The organism is candidate division KSB1 bacterium, assembly GCA_034505495.1.
Taxonomy (GTDB): Bacteria; Zhuqueibacterota; Zhuqueibacteria; order Residuimicrobiales; family Krinioviventaceae; genus Fontimicrobium_A.
In genome coordinates this window covers 44,465-59,981 of sequence record JAPDQV010000018.1, presented here as the reverse complement: position 1 = coordinate 59,981, position 15,517 = coordinate 44,465, and the positions used below count along the sequence as shown (strand labels likewise).

Below are 15,517 nucleotides of genomic sequence, written 5' to 3'. Positions count from 1 at the left end.
AGATTAATTCAAACAGATAATCGGCTTCGAGGCCGAATCGGTCGAGGAAATATTCGTCTACGGCGTCGTACTGACCGGATTCGATTAAATCCAGCAGGTCGGCTTTAGCCTCGGCGATTTCGCGGTCGGCCTCATCAGGCGAAAGACCGTCGCGTTCAATCAGGATTTTTTTTATTTCCAGCATGTTATCGACTCCCCTAAAAATGACCGGTTGATTGACCAATTTTGACCGCCTCGACGGGCGGCGGAAAAGCGGAAAATCGGCGTTAATCATCAGGCCGGCGAATGGATTTAGGGAGGGCGGACGGAGCGGGCAATCAGATTTATTTTGGAATTTTCTGTAAATATATTTAATTTTTGCGGGTTAGTTACTCCCGAAAAGACAGAGCAGCGGTTTCCTAAACCGTTGGTCACAGGTTCAAATCCTGTCGGGGGTACAATTTTATTCGACTTTTCAGCCCTGCCTCGGCGGGGCTTTTTTGAATCGACTGTGGAGGAACCTGTGGAATTTCGCCTGGACGATCATCCGCATCGCCGCTACAATGCCCTGACCGGCGAATGGGTACTGGTCTCGCCGCACCGCGCCAAGCGTCCCTGGAAGGGACAAATCGAATCGCCGCCGCCCGACGAGCGGCCGGCCTACGATCCGCACTGCTATCTTTGTCCCGGCAACAAGCGCGCGGTCGGCGAAGTGAATCCGAACTATACCTCGACCTTTGTCTTTACCAACGATTTCCCCGCCCTGCTGCCGGACGTACCGCAGGCCGCCTGCGAGGACGAGCTGATCCGCTACCGCAGCGTGCGCGGCACGGCGCGCGTGATCTGCTTTTCGCCGCGCCACGATTTGACTCTGCCGCAGTTTGCCTTGCCGGATCTCGTCAAGGTGGTGCAGGTTTGGGCCGAGCAGGTGAGCGAGTTGAAGGCGCAGTATGCGTGGATCCAGGTTTTCGAGAACCGCGGCGAGATGATGGGAGCGTCCAGTCCGCATCCGCACGGCCAACTTTGGGCCGGCGACGCGTTGCCCAATGAAGCGGTCAAGGAGGATCGGCAGCAGGCGGATTATTTTCGAAAACACGGACGGCCGCTGCTGATCGACTATTGGGAGCGCGAAAAAAGGGAGGGGGTACGCGTCGTCGTCGAAAACGAACGCTGGCTGGCGGTGGTGCCGTTTTGGGCGATTTGGCCTTACGAAACGCTGCTTTTGCCCAAGCGGCATGTGCTTCATCTCGACGAGCTGACGGCCGAAGAGCAGGGGGATTTGGCAGACATTTTCAAGCGGCTGGTGACCCGCTACGACAATCTGTTCAAAGTTCAATTCCCCTACTCGATGGGGTGGCACGGTCGGCCGTTCGACGGCGAGGATCGCTTGCATTGGCAGCTGCATGCGCACTTTTATCCGCCCTTGCTGCGCTCGGCTACGGTGCGCAAGTTTATGGTCGGTTATGAAATGCTCGCCGAGGCGCAGCGCGACATTACCCCGGAAACGGCGGCTGAAACGCTGCGGAGACTGTCGGACTTTTACGAATAAATCTGTTATTCAGCGCAGGGGGAACAGGACAGGAGGTCAAAATGCGGTGCGCTGTCTCCTGGCTTCGTAGAACAGCAGCGCCGCCGCAACCGAGACGTTGAGCGACGCCACGCGGCCGAACATGGGGATGCGCACGATAAAGTCGCACTGCTCGCGCACCAGACGGCGCATGCCTTTGCCTTCGCTGCCCAGGACGATGACGGTTTTGCCGCGAAAATCGGCTTTATCGAAGGGGCGATCGCCGTCTTCGGCCGTGCCGGTTACCCAAAAACCTTCCTTTTTCAATTCCTGCAGAAAGCGCGTCAGATTGGTCTCCTGCACCAGCGGCACAAAAGCTGCGGCTCCCGCCGAAGCCTTTACGACCGTCGGCGTGAGGCCCACGGCCTGATCTTTGGGTATGACGACGCCGTGCACCCCGGCGGCATCGGCAGTGCGCAGCACGGCGCCGAGGTTGTGCGGATCCTGCACGCCGTCGAGCACGGCGAGCAGCGGCGGCTCGTTGCGCTCGCGCGCCCGCGCCAAAGCGTCTGCCGGCGTCGCGTAGGAGGGCAGTGCCGCTTCGGCGAGGATCCCCTGGTGCTTGGAGGTTTGGGCAAGCAGATCGAGCCGGCGCGCTTCGACTTGTCGAATGGAGAGACGCTGCTGTTCGGCCAGGTGCAGGATCTCTTTCAGCGGTTTGCCGCCCGCATCCTCAGCGACCAGCAGCGCCTTGACCGGCAAACCGCTTTCGAGCCATTCCAAGACCGGCCGCCGACCGTAAATCCACGCCGATTCCGCCTGCGGTCGATTTTCCCTGTTTTTCATTTGTACCATTCTTTTTTCGGTTGGAACGTCGTGCTGAGCGCCCGCTTTTTGGCGGCGCGATCCAGGGCCAGACGAATCAGCTCGTCGAGCAGGTCGGGATAGCTCAGTCCGCTCGCCTCCCAGAGTTTCGGGTACATGCTGATCGATGTAAACCCCGGAATGCTGTTGATTTCATTGAGAAAAAATTTGCCGGTACGCCTTTCAACCAGAAAATCGACGCGCGCCATGCCTTCCACCTCGCAGGCGACGACGGCGCGCACGGCCGCTTGGCGCAGAGATTCGTGCAGCTCCGGCGGCAGATCCGCCGGAATGCGGCTCTCGGAAGCGCCGTCCACGTATTTGGCGTCATAGTCGTAGAACTCGTTGGAGGGAATGATCTCGCCGGCAATGGAGGCGCGGGGATGCTCGTTGCCGAGCACTGCCACCTCGATTTCGCGCGGGTCCGGCACCGCCGCTTCCACCAGAACTTTGCGGTCATAGCGCAGCGCGGTTTCGATGCCTTCGATCAGTTGCCCGCGATTCTTTGCCTTGCTGATGCCGACGCTGGAACCGAGGTTGGGAGGCTTGACAAAAACCGGATAGCCGAGACGGCGTTCGATCTCAGCTGCGATGCCCTCCTGCGGCAGATTGGCGAGCTGATACGCCGCAACGGGTTCATCGGTCGAGCGCTCGCGCCAATCGATGCTGCGGAACCAAATAAAGTCGACCGTCGGCAGCCCGGCCTGTCGACAGACGAGCTTTTGCAGCACTTTGTCCATCGCCAAGGCCGATCCCAAGACGCCGGCGCCCACATAGGGGATATCCGCCAATTCCAAAAGCCCCTGTATGGTGCCGTCTTCGCCGAACGAGCCGTGCAGCACCGGAAAAATCACATCGAGCGCGTCGCCGAGCGGCTCGAGGCGGTTCAAGTCGAGCAGACGTCTGCAGGTGGGATCCGGCGGCAGAAAGCAGCCGTGCGGCGGCTCTTTGCCTTCTTTGAGCAGCGGGAGCGCGTCGTCGCCGCACAGCCAGCGTCCTGCAGGCGAGATGCCGATGGGGATGACCTCATACTTGTCTCGATCCAGCGCGGCCATCACGGATTGCGCCGATACCAACGACACTTGATGTTCGGTGGAGCGGCCGCCGAACAGCACGCCTACGCGTAATTTCTGCGCCAAAGTTTATCTCCCGTTAAACACGTTCCCACGTTAACGAATGCCGTAGAGCGGACCGAAATTTTTACAGGCGCGATAGTCGGCGCCCTCCAAATCGGCGGTGCCGAAGGCGCTCCAGGCAGCCGGGCGAAAGATGCGCCTTTCGTCCACGTTGTGCATGCAGACCGGAATGCGCAGCATGGCGGCAAGGGTGATCAGTTTGTCGCCGATGTGGCCGTACGAAATGGCTCCATGGTTGGCGCCCCAATTGGCCATCACCGTGTAAACGTCGCGGAAGGCGCCGCGGCCGGTGAGGTTGGGAACGAACCAGGTTGTCGGCCAGGTGGGACTGGTGCGGCGGTTCAGCGCTTCGTGCACCTCGGGCGGCAGCTCCACGGTGTAGCCTTCGGCAAGCTGCAGCACCGGCCCCAATCCTTTCACCAAGTTGATGCGCGACATGGTGACCGGCATTTCGCCGCGCGTCAAAAACTGCGTGGAGAACCCGCCGCCGCGGAAATATTCGAGCTCGGCCGGACACCAGCGCGTCGCTTCGAGGCAGGCTTGGACCTCTTCTTCGGTGATCTCCCAGAACGGCTTGAGGACCGGTTTGCCGTCGCGGGTCTGGCGGCCGGTTCCGTCGAGAGCCGTCGGGCCGGAATTGATGAGGTGGATAATGCCGTTCTCCGCTTTGCCGGTGAGCTTATGGCCGGTCACCCGCTTGACTGCTTCGGGGCTCCAGAAAGTGCGGACATCGGAAAAGATCTGCGCGGTGTCGGTCAGCAAATGGCCGAACAGCATGGCGACGCCGTTGAGGCTGTCGTTTTCCGTCGCCACGATGAACGGCTCGCGAATGCCGTTCCAGTCGAACGAAGAGTTGAGAATCGCCTCCAAAAAGTCGCCGTTGGGCAGATGGTCGGTCCATTGGCGCTGACCCTGAAAGCCGCCGGCAATGGCATTGTGGCCGAGCGCCTCTTCCGGCCAGCCGATTTCCGCCAGGCGGGGATTGCCGATCATCAGGTCGCGGGCGATCATGGCCATCTGCACGCACATCTCCCATTCGCGGTCGAGCCGCTCGCGGCTGCTGCGGATTTCCGGCCGGTTGATGTCCTCGCCTTCACGGCAATTCTTCCGTACCCATTCGTAAGCGCGGCGATACTCTTCCGGGTCGTAAATGCCGCGCTCCATGCGGCGGATGAATTCGGTCATGTCGACGTACTCGTTGCGCATGCCGAGGTAATCGTGGAAAAAGTGATCGTCGACGATCGAACCGGCGATGCCCATGGAGACGGAGCCCATGGCGAGATAAGACTTGCCGCGCATTTCGGCGACGGCCAGACCGGCTTTGACAAAGTTGAGTATCTTTTGCTGCACGTCTTGGGGAATCGAGCGGTCGTCTTTATCCTGAACGTCGCGGCCGTAGATGCCGAAGGCGGGCAGGCCCTTTTGAGCGTAGCCGGCCAGCGCCGCCGCCAGGTAAACGGCTCCCGGCCGCTCGGTACCGTTGAATCCCCAAACGGCTTTGGGGATCAGCGGGTCCGAATCCATCACCTCGGTGCCGTAGCACCAGCAGGGAGTAACCGTCAGCGAGACGCCGACGCCCTCGCGGGCGAATTTTTCGGCGCACTCGGCCGCCTCGGCAACCCCGCCGATGGTGGTGTTGGCAATGACGCACTCGACCTCTGCGCCGTTCGAATGACGGAGGTGGGTACGTATCAATTCAGCCGCCGCCTGCGCCATGGCCATGGTTTGCCCTTCCAGCGCTTCGCGAACGCCCTGTCGTCTGCCGTCGATCACCGGCCGAATGCCGACTTTGGGCAAAGAGCCCCGCAGTCTTTTTCTTCCTTTCGCGCTCTGAAACTTTTCTGCCATCTCATTCTCCTAAGGTTGAATCAGACATTTTTCAACAAATGATAGTTACGAAATCCGCCGATTGGTCTGCCGATTATCTTTTCCAATGCCGATAACAGCCGGTATTTGAGTCGTTCATGCTTGTGCGGTTCCCGCAGCGGATTAGGTCTGCCGCTGTACTGCAGCTTATCCCGCCAATCCATCTGCCGGATGCGCTCCTGCATCACTTGAGGATGAGTATCGCGAAAAACTTGCAGCCGATTGAGCGGCCCATAGTCAAAGAAGGGGGGAGCCTGACGATAATAATCCTCCGCCTTTGCTCTGCCCCAATGGACGCTGTCCAATGCGCGGCGTTTGTTCTGCATGAGGTGCGGCGGACGCACCCAGCCGTAGTGATAGATTTCCGCATCGACCAGCGCCACGTTAAGTTTGCGCGTGCCTTTTTCCTGGCGCGGGTGCTCGTAAAAGTCGAACCAGCGGAACGACTGAGCGCTCTCGTAAGAGTGAATCTGCGGCAGGTTGCGAATGATGCGGATTTCGAACGGATACCAGCCGTGGCCGCCGTGATAGTGATCGTAATCGCCCCAAAAATGCTTGTAGCGGAAGAGCAACCCCTCGACCTCGTGACGGTCCAAGAGTTCCGCACAGCGCTTTTGAATGACGGGCAGATACTTTTCGTGCACCACCTCATCCGCCTGCAGATAGAACAGCCAGTCGCCGCTGCAGGCTTGTTTGGCGATGTCGGTCTGTAGGGCGTTAATGATTCCTTTCTTGAAATAGGCCTCTTCCCAGACGGTATCGATAATCTTGATTTTCGGATCGCCGATGGCGGCGATTTTTTCCCGCGTTCGATCATCCGCGTCGCCGGCGCCGACGGCAATGACAAACTCGTTGCAAATCGGCAGGATGGAGGTAATGGATTCGACCACGGGATAGTAAAGCTTGTCGCCGTTGCGCACAAATGAAAAGCCGCTGATGGTCATGTTTGCGAATTCCTTTTTACGGTTTGCGCATCACCCGCAGAGGAGTCGAGTACCGCGGGGCAATGCCTGACGGGTGCATGCGCCGGTCAGCCGTCCCTGCTTATCAGAAAGGAAAGCACCTCGGCCATGAGGTTATTCATCTCTCGGTATTCGTCCGGCGATACACTTGTCATGACTGTTTCAGATTGCACATATTTTGACGGCAAGAGCTCTGCTCGACAGTGCGAAATGATCTCCCGCACCGACTCCGGAGTCATTTCAAGGTGAAACTGTAAGCCGATGACGGATCGGCCGAGCTGAAATGCCTGATTTTCACAGCCTTCACTTTCAGCAATCCGGACTGCTCCGGGCGGCAGATCAAAAGTTTCACCGTGCCAGTGAAATGCTCTAAACACCTTCGGAAAACGAAAAATCGACTCGTTGTCGGCAGGCACTCCTTGTACAGGAAACCACCCTATTTCCTTCACACGGTTTCGATACACTTGCGCGCCCATCGCACTTGCGATCAATTGTGCGCCCAGACAAATGCCCAAGACGCGTTTTCCTTGCCGGATACATTCCCGAATGAATGCTTTTTCGTCAATCAGCCAGGTCAGTTTATCTTCATCGTTGGCGCTCATCGGGCCGCCCATCACGATGAGCAGATCCACCTCATCGGGAGCGGGAAGCCTGCCCGATTCAAAAAAGCGTGTGCTCGTTAGTTCGAGTCCTTGTGCCTTGAGCCACGGCGCTATGCTGCCGAGTCCCTCAAACGGAACGTGCTGCAGGCAATGTGCACGCATTTTCTCTCCAATGAACGGCCGACGAAAGCATAGGATTAGGGGATGCTTATTCTTTTTTATCGCTTTCTTTTTTATCGATCTTGAATTGCAGAGTCACGACGGCTGTGCCGTCGACTATTTTTTTGCCGCGTTTGGCCGGCTTCCAGCGGGTTGCCCGTACCGCCGCCTCTGCGGCTTTTTCACACTCTTTGTCACCAAAGGATTTAAGGATTTTGACCGATTTGATTTGGGCGTAGCGGGTGACGGTGACTTCCAGTGTGATTTCGCCTTCCACACCGGCTTCGCGCGCTTTTTTGGGATACTTGAGCCGTTTCTGGATGCCTTCCATGCCGCCGATGGGTTCGGGCGGCGTCAGGGTCGCCTCCGGCTCTTTTTCTTTTTGTCCCTCCGTACTCTCCTTAACGACCGCCTTTGTAGAATCGACCTTAATCTTGACGCCCGTCGTATCTGCGCCCTTTTCGATCAAAAAGGTCACAATGTCCGAGTATTCCTTTTTGTTGGCCAAAGTCAAGGCGGTCTCGCCCTTTTCCGATTGGGCATTGAGCGGCGCTCCTTTTTCTACCAGCAGCTGTACCAAATCGGTTTGACCATTTGCAGCAGCGATCATCAGCGCCGTGCGCCCGCGAATGTCGGCGGCCTTGACGTCGGCGCCGGCATTCAGCAGCATCAATGCAATGTCGGGCTGATTGAATTCGACGGCATAGATCAGGGCCGTATAGCCGATGAGGGAGGCATCGTTGACCCGCGCTTTGCGGCTCAGCAAAAGATCGACGATTCTCGCGTGACCATACTGCGATGCCGCCATCAAGGGGGTTACACCGTAAACATTGCGATAATTGACGTCAGCCCCTTTGTCGAGCAACAGCTCCACGATCTCCGAGTGACCGTATTCTATTGCTTTGAGGAGAGCATTGAAGCGCCGCTTGGGTTCTTCACGGCGCGGATCGGCGCCGGCATCAAGCAAGAGACGGACCATGTCCGTGCAGCCCTTGGCAGCCGCAGCCATGAGGGGCGTATTGCCGAGCTTGGAAGCGATTTCGACATTGGCTCCGGCAGCGATGAGTTCTTTCGCGGCCTCAATGCGGCAGGTCTCGGCGGCCAGAAGGAGCGGTGTTTCGCCGAGAATATTCCTGGTATTGACGTCCGTCCCTTCGCCGAGGCTTGACCGCAACGCTTCGAGATCGCCGTTGCGGACTGCCAGGAACAGGTCGGCCGCTTGATTGACTGCTCCCGCGCTGATAAAACAGCAGAAAAAAGGAAAGACGATAAAACCCATTTTAAACATGGCGGCATCCTGTTTCAAGTGTCATAATTTAAACATTTCGTGCCAAGACGCAAAAGGTTTCCACAACGAAAAGCAATTATCAGAAAAAGACAATGAATCAAAATGAAACATGTTGTCATATAAATTGATCATGAAGCCGTGTTCGGTTAATCAAGGAGTTCTGACTGATAAAAAAACTGCCGCTGAAGATTCGCTCTATTTCAAGCAAAGTCATGAACTTTTGCAGTGTTTTGATCCTGCCGGCTTTTTGCAATTGATTTTCGGCAAATCTAAAAAATTGGCCTAAATAGTGCATAGGAAGCTTTGTCATCGTCTATTTTGGCCGTACTATGCGGCAAAGTGAAAGGTGTGTAGGACGCAATAGAGGTGCAGAGAATGAGAGTCGGCAGCATGTTTCGCAGCATAATCTGGCTTTTATTGCCGGTCGCGGTTTATTCGCAAACCCATTTTACCCCGCCGACCAGCAATTACCAACCGATGAACATTTACATCATCAGTGCAAGGATCAACGGCAACAACCTGGTGGCGGGCGATGAAATCGCCGTATTCGACGCCTCAACCTGCGCCGGCATGACGGTGCTCGACCATCCGGCTTCCAGCAGCAATCCGGTTAGTATTGTAGCTTATAAGGCGCATGGAAGCGACACGGGATTCCGCGAGGGTTATCCGATTACCTTCAAATGCTGGATGACCAGTTACGGGGTCGAGCATACGTTTACGAGCAGCGAAGTGCAATTTTACGATCCGGCCACGGGGAATCCGATTGGGCCGAAAAATTTCGAGGGATTGGGCAGCGTTATGGTTTCGCTCAACGGCACCCACGCCATCACCTCCTACACCTTGACGATGCAGGCCGGCACCGGAGGATCGACCTCACCCGCTCCCGGCACCTATTCCTATGCCGTCAATACGGTGGTCAACATTCAGGCGCTGCCGAGCCCGGGCTATCAGTTCGATTATTGGGAGGGGCCGGTTGCCGACCCCAACAGCGCTTCTACGACCGTTCTCATGAATGCCAACAAAACGGTCAAAGCGAACTTTCGTTGTGTCCAATACACCCTCACTTTAGCCGTCTCGCCGACAGGCTCCGGTACCACTTCGCCCGCCGTGGGCAGCCATTCTTTTTGTCAAGGGAGCGAGGTCACCATTACGGCGACGCCTTCGCCGGGCTACGAATTTGTCAACTGGACCGGCGACGTCACCAATCCCAACAGCGCGACGACGACTGTTTTCATCAATTCCAACAAGACCGTCACGGCCAATTTTCGCGACATTTCCGTTACCAATTTTACGCTGACCATGCAGGTCAACCAGACGGGCTGGGGCACAACCACGCCGCCGATCGGCAACAACACCTATCCCGCCGGCACGGTGGTGACGATTACCGCCAATCCCGCTTCCGGGTACCGGTTCGTCAACTGGACGGGCGATGTGGCCAATCCCAACAGCGCCACGACGACGGTGACCCTGAACAGCAACAAGACGGTCATGGCGAATTTTGAGCGGTTACAGTATACGCTGACCATGGAGGTCAATGAAGCGGGATGGGGCACGACGACGCCGCCGATCGGCACGCACAATTACAACAGCGGCGACATCATCAGCATTTTGGCCACGCCGAACAGCGGCTATCGCTTTGTCAGCTGGACGGGCGAGGTTGCCAATCCGACCAGCGCCTCCACCACCGTCATAATGAACGCCAATAAGACGATTCGAGCTAATTTTGAGCGTATCCAGTACACTCTCACCGTTGAAGCCGGTACCGGCGGCAGCACCTCGCCGTCTCCCGGCACGTACACCTTTTACTCAGGGGATATCGTATCTTTGACCGCTATTCCCAATTCCGGATACAGCTTTGTGCGTTGGGAAGGTGACGTCACCAACCCCAATTCGATTTCCACGACGGTGATCATGAACGCCTCGAAAACCGTACGGGCGACGTTTGCCGTCTCGGGCAACTACCCGTTGACCATCAACATCTCACCGGCGGGCGGCGGAACGACCAATCCGCCGGCAGGCACGACAAGCTATCCGCCCGGAACGGTCGTAACCGTTACCGCTACTCCCAATCCGGGATACACGTTCGTTAATTGGACCGGCGACGTCTCGAGCAGTAATGCGACGATTTCGGTAACCATGAACAGCGCCAAGACGATCACCGCCAATTTTACATCCTCGACTCAGCCCCAGTTCACACTAACCATGCAGGTTAATCAGTCGGCTTGGGGAACGACTGATCCGGCTGTGGGCAATCATCAATATACGCAAAACTCGACCGTTACCATAAGAGCTCTGCCGGCCACCGGTTATCGCTTCGTCAATTGGACTGGGCCTGTGGCCAATACGACGGCAAATCCGACTACGGTTTACATGGACGGCAACAAAACCGTGACCGCCAATTTCGAGCCGGTGCCGCGCTATACCTTGACGATCCAGACCGATCCGGCCGGCGGCGTGGGAGGGACTACCTCTCCGCCTCCTGGAAGCATCGAATATGATGCAAATACTTTGGTAACCCTCCAGGCTTTTCCGAGCAACGGCTACCGCTTCGACCGCTGGCAGGGGGATGTGGCGTCAACTACGAGTCCTACAACCACTATTCTGATGACGGGCAACAAGACGGTCATTGCATTTTTTACGGCCATTCCCCGCTATACCATCACCGTATTGCCGCCCGACGACCCGAATCAGCGCTACACCGATCCTGCAGCCGGCTCTTATGTCCTCAACCAGAACGAGTCTATGACTCTGCGTGCCTTTGCCCGCAGCGGCTATCGTTTTAGGAATTGGAACAACAACCCGAGTTTGACCAGCGCCACGATCACCGTCGTCGCCGATGCCAATAAAAGCTATAAGCCTTTCTTTGATCCCGTCACGGATGTAAGATTGACCATGGAAGTCAATGACCCGGCTAAAGGCAATGTCTTCCCTGCCGTCGGTACCCATACCTATCCTCAAGGCCAGGAAGTTACGATAGAGGCTTTTCCTGCCGCCGGTTATCGTTTTGTGGAATGGCAAATCGACGGGGTTCGAAACGCCTATTTTAATCCGCGCATGACGCTGACAATGGACCGCAACCGAACGGCGAGAGCTATTTTTGACAACATTATTTACCGACTGATTATGGACGTTTCCCCTGCAGGCGGAGGCACAACCACGCCGCCCGTCGGCACCAATACCTACAAGTCGTTCAGTACCGTGAACATCAGCGCCGTTCCTGCGGCCGGTTTCAAGTTCGTCGGCTGGACGGGACCCGTGGCGGATCCTTCGAGCGCCAATACGACGGTCTATATCGATGGTGACAAGAATGTTCGTGCTAATTTTGCCCGCGTCGATCGCTATACCCTGAATATTAATGTGACTCCGACAGGGGGCGGTACCACTAATCCGCCGGTAGGGGTACACGAATACGATTTAAATCAAGTCGTCACCCTAACGGCTACGCCGGCTCCCGGCTATGTCTTCCAAGAATGGCAGGGAGATGTCGCCAACCCAACGAGTCCCACGACGACGATAACGATCAACGGCAATAAAAATGTTACGGCTGTTTTCCGTCAACTTCCGCCGACGACCTACCAGTTGACGATTTTGGTAAATCCGACAAGCGGCGGCACCACGGTACCCGCGCCTGCGACCTATACCTATCCCGCCGGACAAGTGGTAACGGTGCAGGCGGTTCCCGCAGCCAATTATCACTTTGTCAATTGGAGCGGCGATGTTGCGGATCCTTTTCTGTTGACGACTACCGTGACGATGAACGGCAACAAGACCATTATCGCCAATTTTGCTCCTGGAGCTGCGCAATATCGACTTACCATTGACATCAACCCCGTAGGAAGCGGCTCAACCGTGCCGGCGGCCGGCACTTATTATTACGCTCAGGGAACGCTGGTCAACCTGCAGGCGATTCCCGCACCGGGGTATGAGTTTGCTTACTGGACGGGAGACGTAGCCAATCCGTCGAGTCCTACGACGACGATTCTCATCAACGGCGACAAGAGCATTATTGCGCATTTCCGCACTGCTTCGCCGCGTTATACGCTGACCCTTGCCGTAAGTCCGGCCGGCGGCGGCACAACCATGCCGGCAGCGGGTCAGTACCAGTATGACGCCGGCGTCGTCGTCGCCGTACAGGCTTTCCCGGCCAACGGTTTCGAATTCGTCAATTGGAGCGGACCGGTAACGGATCCCAACAGCGCTGCGACGACGATCGTGATGGACGGCAACAAGCAGGTGACGGCCAATTTCAGACAAAAGCCCAATCAGGTGCTTTTGACCATGATGGTCGATCCGGTCGGCGGCGGCAATACCGGCCCCGAGCCCGGCGTACATGTGTTCGGGCTGAACGAAAAAATTTACATAACGGCGGTAGCCAATCGGGGTTATCACTTCTCGCATTGGACAGGCGACGTCAATGATCCGGAGCGGCCGACGACGTTCATCGTGATGAACAGCAACAAAACCGTCATTGCTCACTTTGTCGCCGGACCGCCGGATTCGGTGCAGTTAACCATCCGCGTTAATCCGGACGGCAGCGGTTCGACGCAGCCTGCAGCAGGGGTGTATACCTACCCCTACGGAGCGGTGGTCACCCTCAAGGCGACGCCTGCGACCGGTTACCGTTTCGTCGGATGGAGCGGCGGCGTCGATTCGCCGTTGTCTTCTACGACCAGCATTACGCTGAGAGACGACGTGACCGTCTATGCGAACTTTGAGCGAATCGGCAGCGGACAAACTGTGCTGAGCATGAACGTCAGTCCTGTGGGAGCCGGAACTACCTCTCCGCCGCCCGGCATTTCGCTGCATGCTCCCGGTGAAGTGGTCAACATTTCGGCCATTCCTTATGAAGGCTACACTTTTGCCGGTTGGCACGGCGAAGTGGAAGACAGCACGCAGCAGACGACGCAGGTCGTGGTCGATAAAAACAAGGAAGTCTATGCCAAGTTCGTGCGCGGTCAAGGCCGTAAGTTCAATCTGACCATGATCGTCTATCCGCCCAATGCCGGTCTCTGTGCGCCGCCGGAAGGCACCCATAGTTTCGACGAAAACACCTATGTCAACATTGCGGCGATTCCCAATCCCGGTTGGGTGTTCAAGAACTGGACGGGCGATGTGGAGACGCCTACAGCCCAATCGACGCGCATTTTGATGACCGGCAACAAGACGGTCATTGCGCAGTTCGAGCGGGTGGCGCCGAATCAGGTCACCTTGACGATGATCGTCAATCCTCCCGAAGGCGGCACGACCCAGCCTGCCGCCGGAAGTTATGCCTATGATCTCGGCCAGGTGGTTACATTGACCGCCACGCCGCGCAGCGGCTATCGGTTTGTCGGTTGGAGCGGCGACGTCGCAGATCCCACCAGTCCCACGACGACCATCACCATGACGGCCAATAAAACGGTCATCGCCAATTTCCAAGCCTCAAGGTTCACCATTACCATGCGCGTGAATCCGCCGAACAGCGGCACAACGACACCGGCTGTCGGCGACACGACGGTGGAAGCGGGCGCTACGGTCACCTTTACGGCCACACCGGCTTCCGGCTATCGATTCGCTTATTGGAGCGGCGACCTCAGCGGCTCCGAATCGCCGACGACTATGCGGGTGGATAAGAATCTGCAGATCGTCGCCAACTTTATCCCGTTGGAAGAGACTGTCTCGACGCCGAGAATCTTTGCTCCGACCAGCGCATTCCGCAGGCAGCGGGTCGACTTTTTCGTCCGCAATGCGGCGAGCAGTTTGGGGCATGATCTGGAATATCAATTCGAATGGGGCGACGGCACCACGTCGCCGTGGGTTGATTTGAGCGCGCAGCGTTCCGAAAAGATCACCACTTATACCTCTCCCGTCGGCGGAAGCGGCCTGCCGAGCTCGGGTCCGCTGGTCAATTATGCGACGGGCGAGGCGCTGTCGGTAAGGCTCAGCATAAGCGGCGGCATCTATGCCGGGCGGCAGGAAGCGTGGGCTGGAGAAGAACCGGCCGAAAACACGGATGCCGGCGAGGTGTTCGGCAATATTTTGAACTGCCGAGGCGCTATCTCGTACATCGACACACCCAACGATGAGCTCGTTCTGGAATTCAGCAACCTCAATCCGCTGCGCAGCTATCTTGTGGTTTTCTATTCAAACCGCAATGAATTCGGTTGGTTGCGCGGCTCGATCGTTACGCTGAACGGCGCGGAATCGTTCGTCAACCTCAGCTCCGCAGGAAAAGACGACATGGGCAACCCGTTGTTCAGCGGACCGCAATCGCCCAATACCCGCCTGCCGGCCGACAATACGGCTACTGGTTACGTAGCCAAGTTCGGAAACATCGTTCCAGGCAGCGACGGCAAATTCCATCTCACCGTTCGTTTCGGCGGAAAATCCGGTCAGGAATACAAAGGCAAATACGGCAGCGCCGTCATGCTTCAGGAGATCAACCCGTTGACGCAGCAGGCGACTTTTACTGCCTACAACGACTTGGCGTGGGACGGCGGTTATTATTCGCACGCTTATGCCGCGTCGGGCAGCTATCTCGTGCGCGTGCGCGCCCGCTGCAAGAGCCACACTTCGGCCGTATCGAGCTGGTCGAACGCACACAGCGTGCTCATCTCCGGTTGCGTGCTGACCACCGCTATCACAGAAGGGTCGGACGGCTCGCTGGTCCGCATGCCCGACCGCGCCGATTACGATTACGGCTCGCAAGTCGTGTTGACGGCCGCGCCTGGAAAGAATTGGGTCTTTACGCATTGGAACGACGACCGCACCGACACCTTGCCTTCCAAAGCTGTATTTGTTAACAACAGCAAGGTTTTTCGCGCCAACTATCGCCTCATTGCCGACGTACTCAAGGAAAAGAACCTTTTGCCGGAGGCTTTCTCGCTCAAGCAAAACTATCCCAATCCCTTCAACCCGGTTACCGAGATTCATTTTGATCTGCCGCGCAGCGAGCATGTAAGATTGGAAATTTTCGACCTTCGCGGCCGACAGGTCAAAGTCTTGGTGGACGAAGAGTTGCCGCCGGGCAGCCATCGCGTCATCTGGGACGCTTCGGATGCCAACGGTCTAAAGTTGGCAAGCGGAATCTATTTCTATCGCTTGAAAGCGGGAACCTTTGTTGATACCAAGCGATTGGTTTTGCTAAAGTGATATTCCAAAAAACAATGGGCACG

General features: G+C 57.0%; 9 protein-coding genes and 1 tRNA gene. 3 read left to right on the top strand and 7 right to left on the bottom strand.

The window, feature by feature from the left end; translation table 11 throughout:
• Positions 1–184 (bottom strand): hypothetical protein (locus tag ONB24_08945; GenBank protein ID MDZ7316233.1); only part of this gene is annotated, 184 nt, incomplete at its 3' end.
• A 186-nt stretch (positions 185–370) separates the two neighbouring features.
• Here ONB24_08945 and ONB24_08940 point away from each other — a divergent pair.
• Together ONB24_08940 and ONB24_08935 are read left to right on the top strand one after the other, a co-directional pair.
• A tRNA-OTHER gene (locus ONB24_08940) sits at positions 371–437 on the top strand.
• A 65-nt stretch (positions 438–502) separates the two neighbouring features.
• Positions 503–1,528, top strand: a complete 1,026-nt coding sequence (locus ONB24_08935) for a UDP-glucose--hexose-1-phosphate uridylyltransferase (protein ID MDZ7316232.1) — start codon at positions 503–505, stop codon at positions 1,526–1,528.
• Positions 1,529–1,564: 36 nt separating this feature from the next.
• Here the strand turns inward: ONB24_08935 and rlmB are convergent, their stop codons facing one another.
• The 6 genes from rlmB to ONB24_08905 form a co-directional block, all read right to left on the bottom strand.
• Positions 1,565–2,332 carry a 23S rRNA (guanosine(2251)-2'-O)-methyltransferase RlmB gene (rlmB, locus tag ONB24_08930; protein ID MDZ7316231.1) on the bottom strand — a complete coding sequence of 256 codons (768 nt, stop codon included), beginning with the start codon at positions 2,330–2,332 and terminating at the stop codon, positions 1,565–1,567.
• Positions 2,329–3,489 (bottom strand): D-alanine--D-alanine ligase, encoded by a 1,161-nt coding sequence (locus ONB24_08925; GenBank protein ID MDZ7316230.1) that lies wholly within the window; start codon positions 3,487–3,489, stop codon positions 2,329–2,331. Before ONB24_08925 ends, rlmB begins: the two co-directional genes overlap by 4 nt.
• Positions 3,490–3,519: 30 nt before the next feature.
• Complete coding sequence (locus ONB24_08920) at positions 3,520–5,334, bottom strand: L-fucose isomerase (protein MDZ7316229.1); 1,815 nt, start codon at positions 5,332–5,334, stop codon at positions 3,520–3,522.
• Positions 5,335–5,354: 20 nt separating this feature from the next.
• On the bottom strand, positions 5,355–6,296 hold the full coding sequence (locus tag ONB24_08915; protein ID MDZ7316228.1) for a hypothetical protein: 942 nt from the start codon (positions 6,294–6,296) through the stop codon (positions 5,355–5,357).
• Between the two features lie 86 nt (positions 6,297–6,382).
• Positions 6,383–7,078 carry a type 1 glutamine amidotransferase gene (locus tag ONB24_08910; GenBank protein MDZ7316227.1) on the bottom strand — a complete coding sequence of 232 codons (696 nt, stop codon included), beginning with the start codon at positions 7,076–7,078 and terminating at the stop codon, positions 6,383–6,385.
• Between the two features lie 46 nt (positions 7,079–7,124).
• Entirely contained in the window at positions 7,125–8,363 is a 1,239-nt protein-coding gene (locus ONB24_08905; protein ID MDZ7316226.1) for a TonB family protein, read from the bottom strand.
• A 390-nt stretch (positions 8,364–8,753) separates the two neighbouring features.
• Here ONB24_08905 and ONB24_08900 point away from each other — a divergent pair, with 390 nt between their 5' ends.
• A complete protein-coding gene (locus ONB24_08900; protein ID MDZ7316225.1) occupies positions 8,754–15,494 on the top strand; it encodes an InlB B-repeat-containing protein in 6,741 nt (2,246 codons plus the stop codon).
• The last annotated feature ends 23 nt before the right edge of the window (positions 15,495–15,517 follow it).

What these genes read in the sequence shown, in the direction of transcription:
- ONB24_08915 (MDZ7316228.1), bottom strand. Translation starts at nt 6,296, where the DNA reads ATGACCATCAGCGGCTTTTCATTTGTGCGCAACGGCGACAAGCTTTAC.
- ONB24_08905 (MDZ7316226.1), bottom strand. Translation starts at nt 8,363, where the DNA reads ATGTTTAAAATGGGTTTTATCGTCTTTCCTTTTTTCTGCTGTTTTATC.
- ONB24_08920 (MDZ7316229.1), bottom strand. Translation starts at nt 5,334, where the DNA reads ATGGCAGAAAAGTTTCAGAGCGCGAAAGGAAGAAAAAGACTGCGGGGC.
- ONB24_08900 (MDZ7316225.1), top strand. Translation starts at nt 8,754, where the DNA reads ATGTTTCGCAGCATAATCTGGCTTTTATTGCCGGTCGCGGTTTATTCG.
- ONB24_08910 (MDZ7316227.1), bottom strand. Translation starts at nt 7,078, where the DNA reads ATGCGTGCACATTGCCTGCAGCACGTTCCGTTTGAGGGACTCGGCAGC.
- rlmB (MDZ7316231.1), bottom strand. Translation starts at nt 2,332, where the DNA reads ATGAAAAACAGGGAAAATCGACCGCAGGCGGAATCGGCGTGGATTTAC.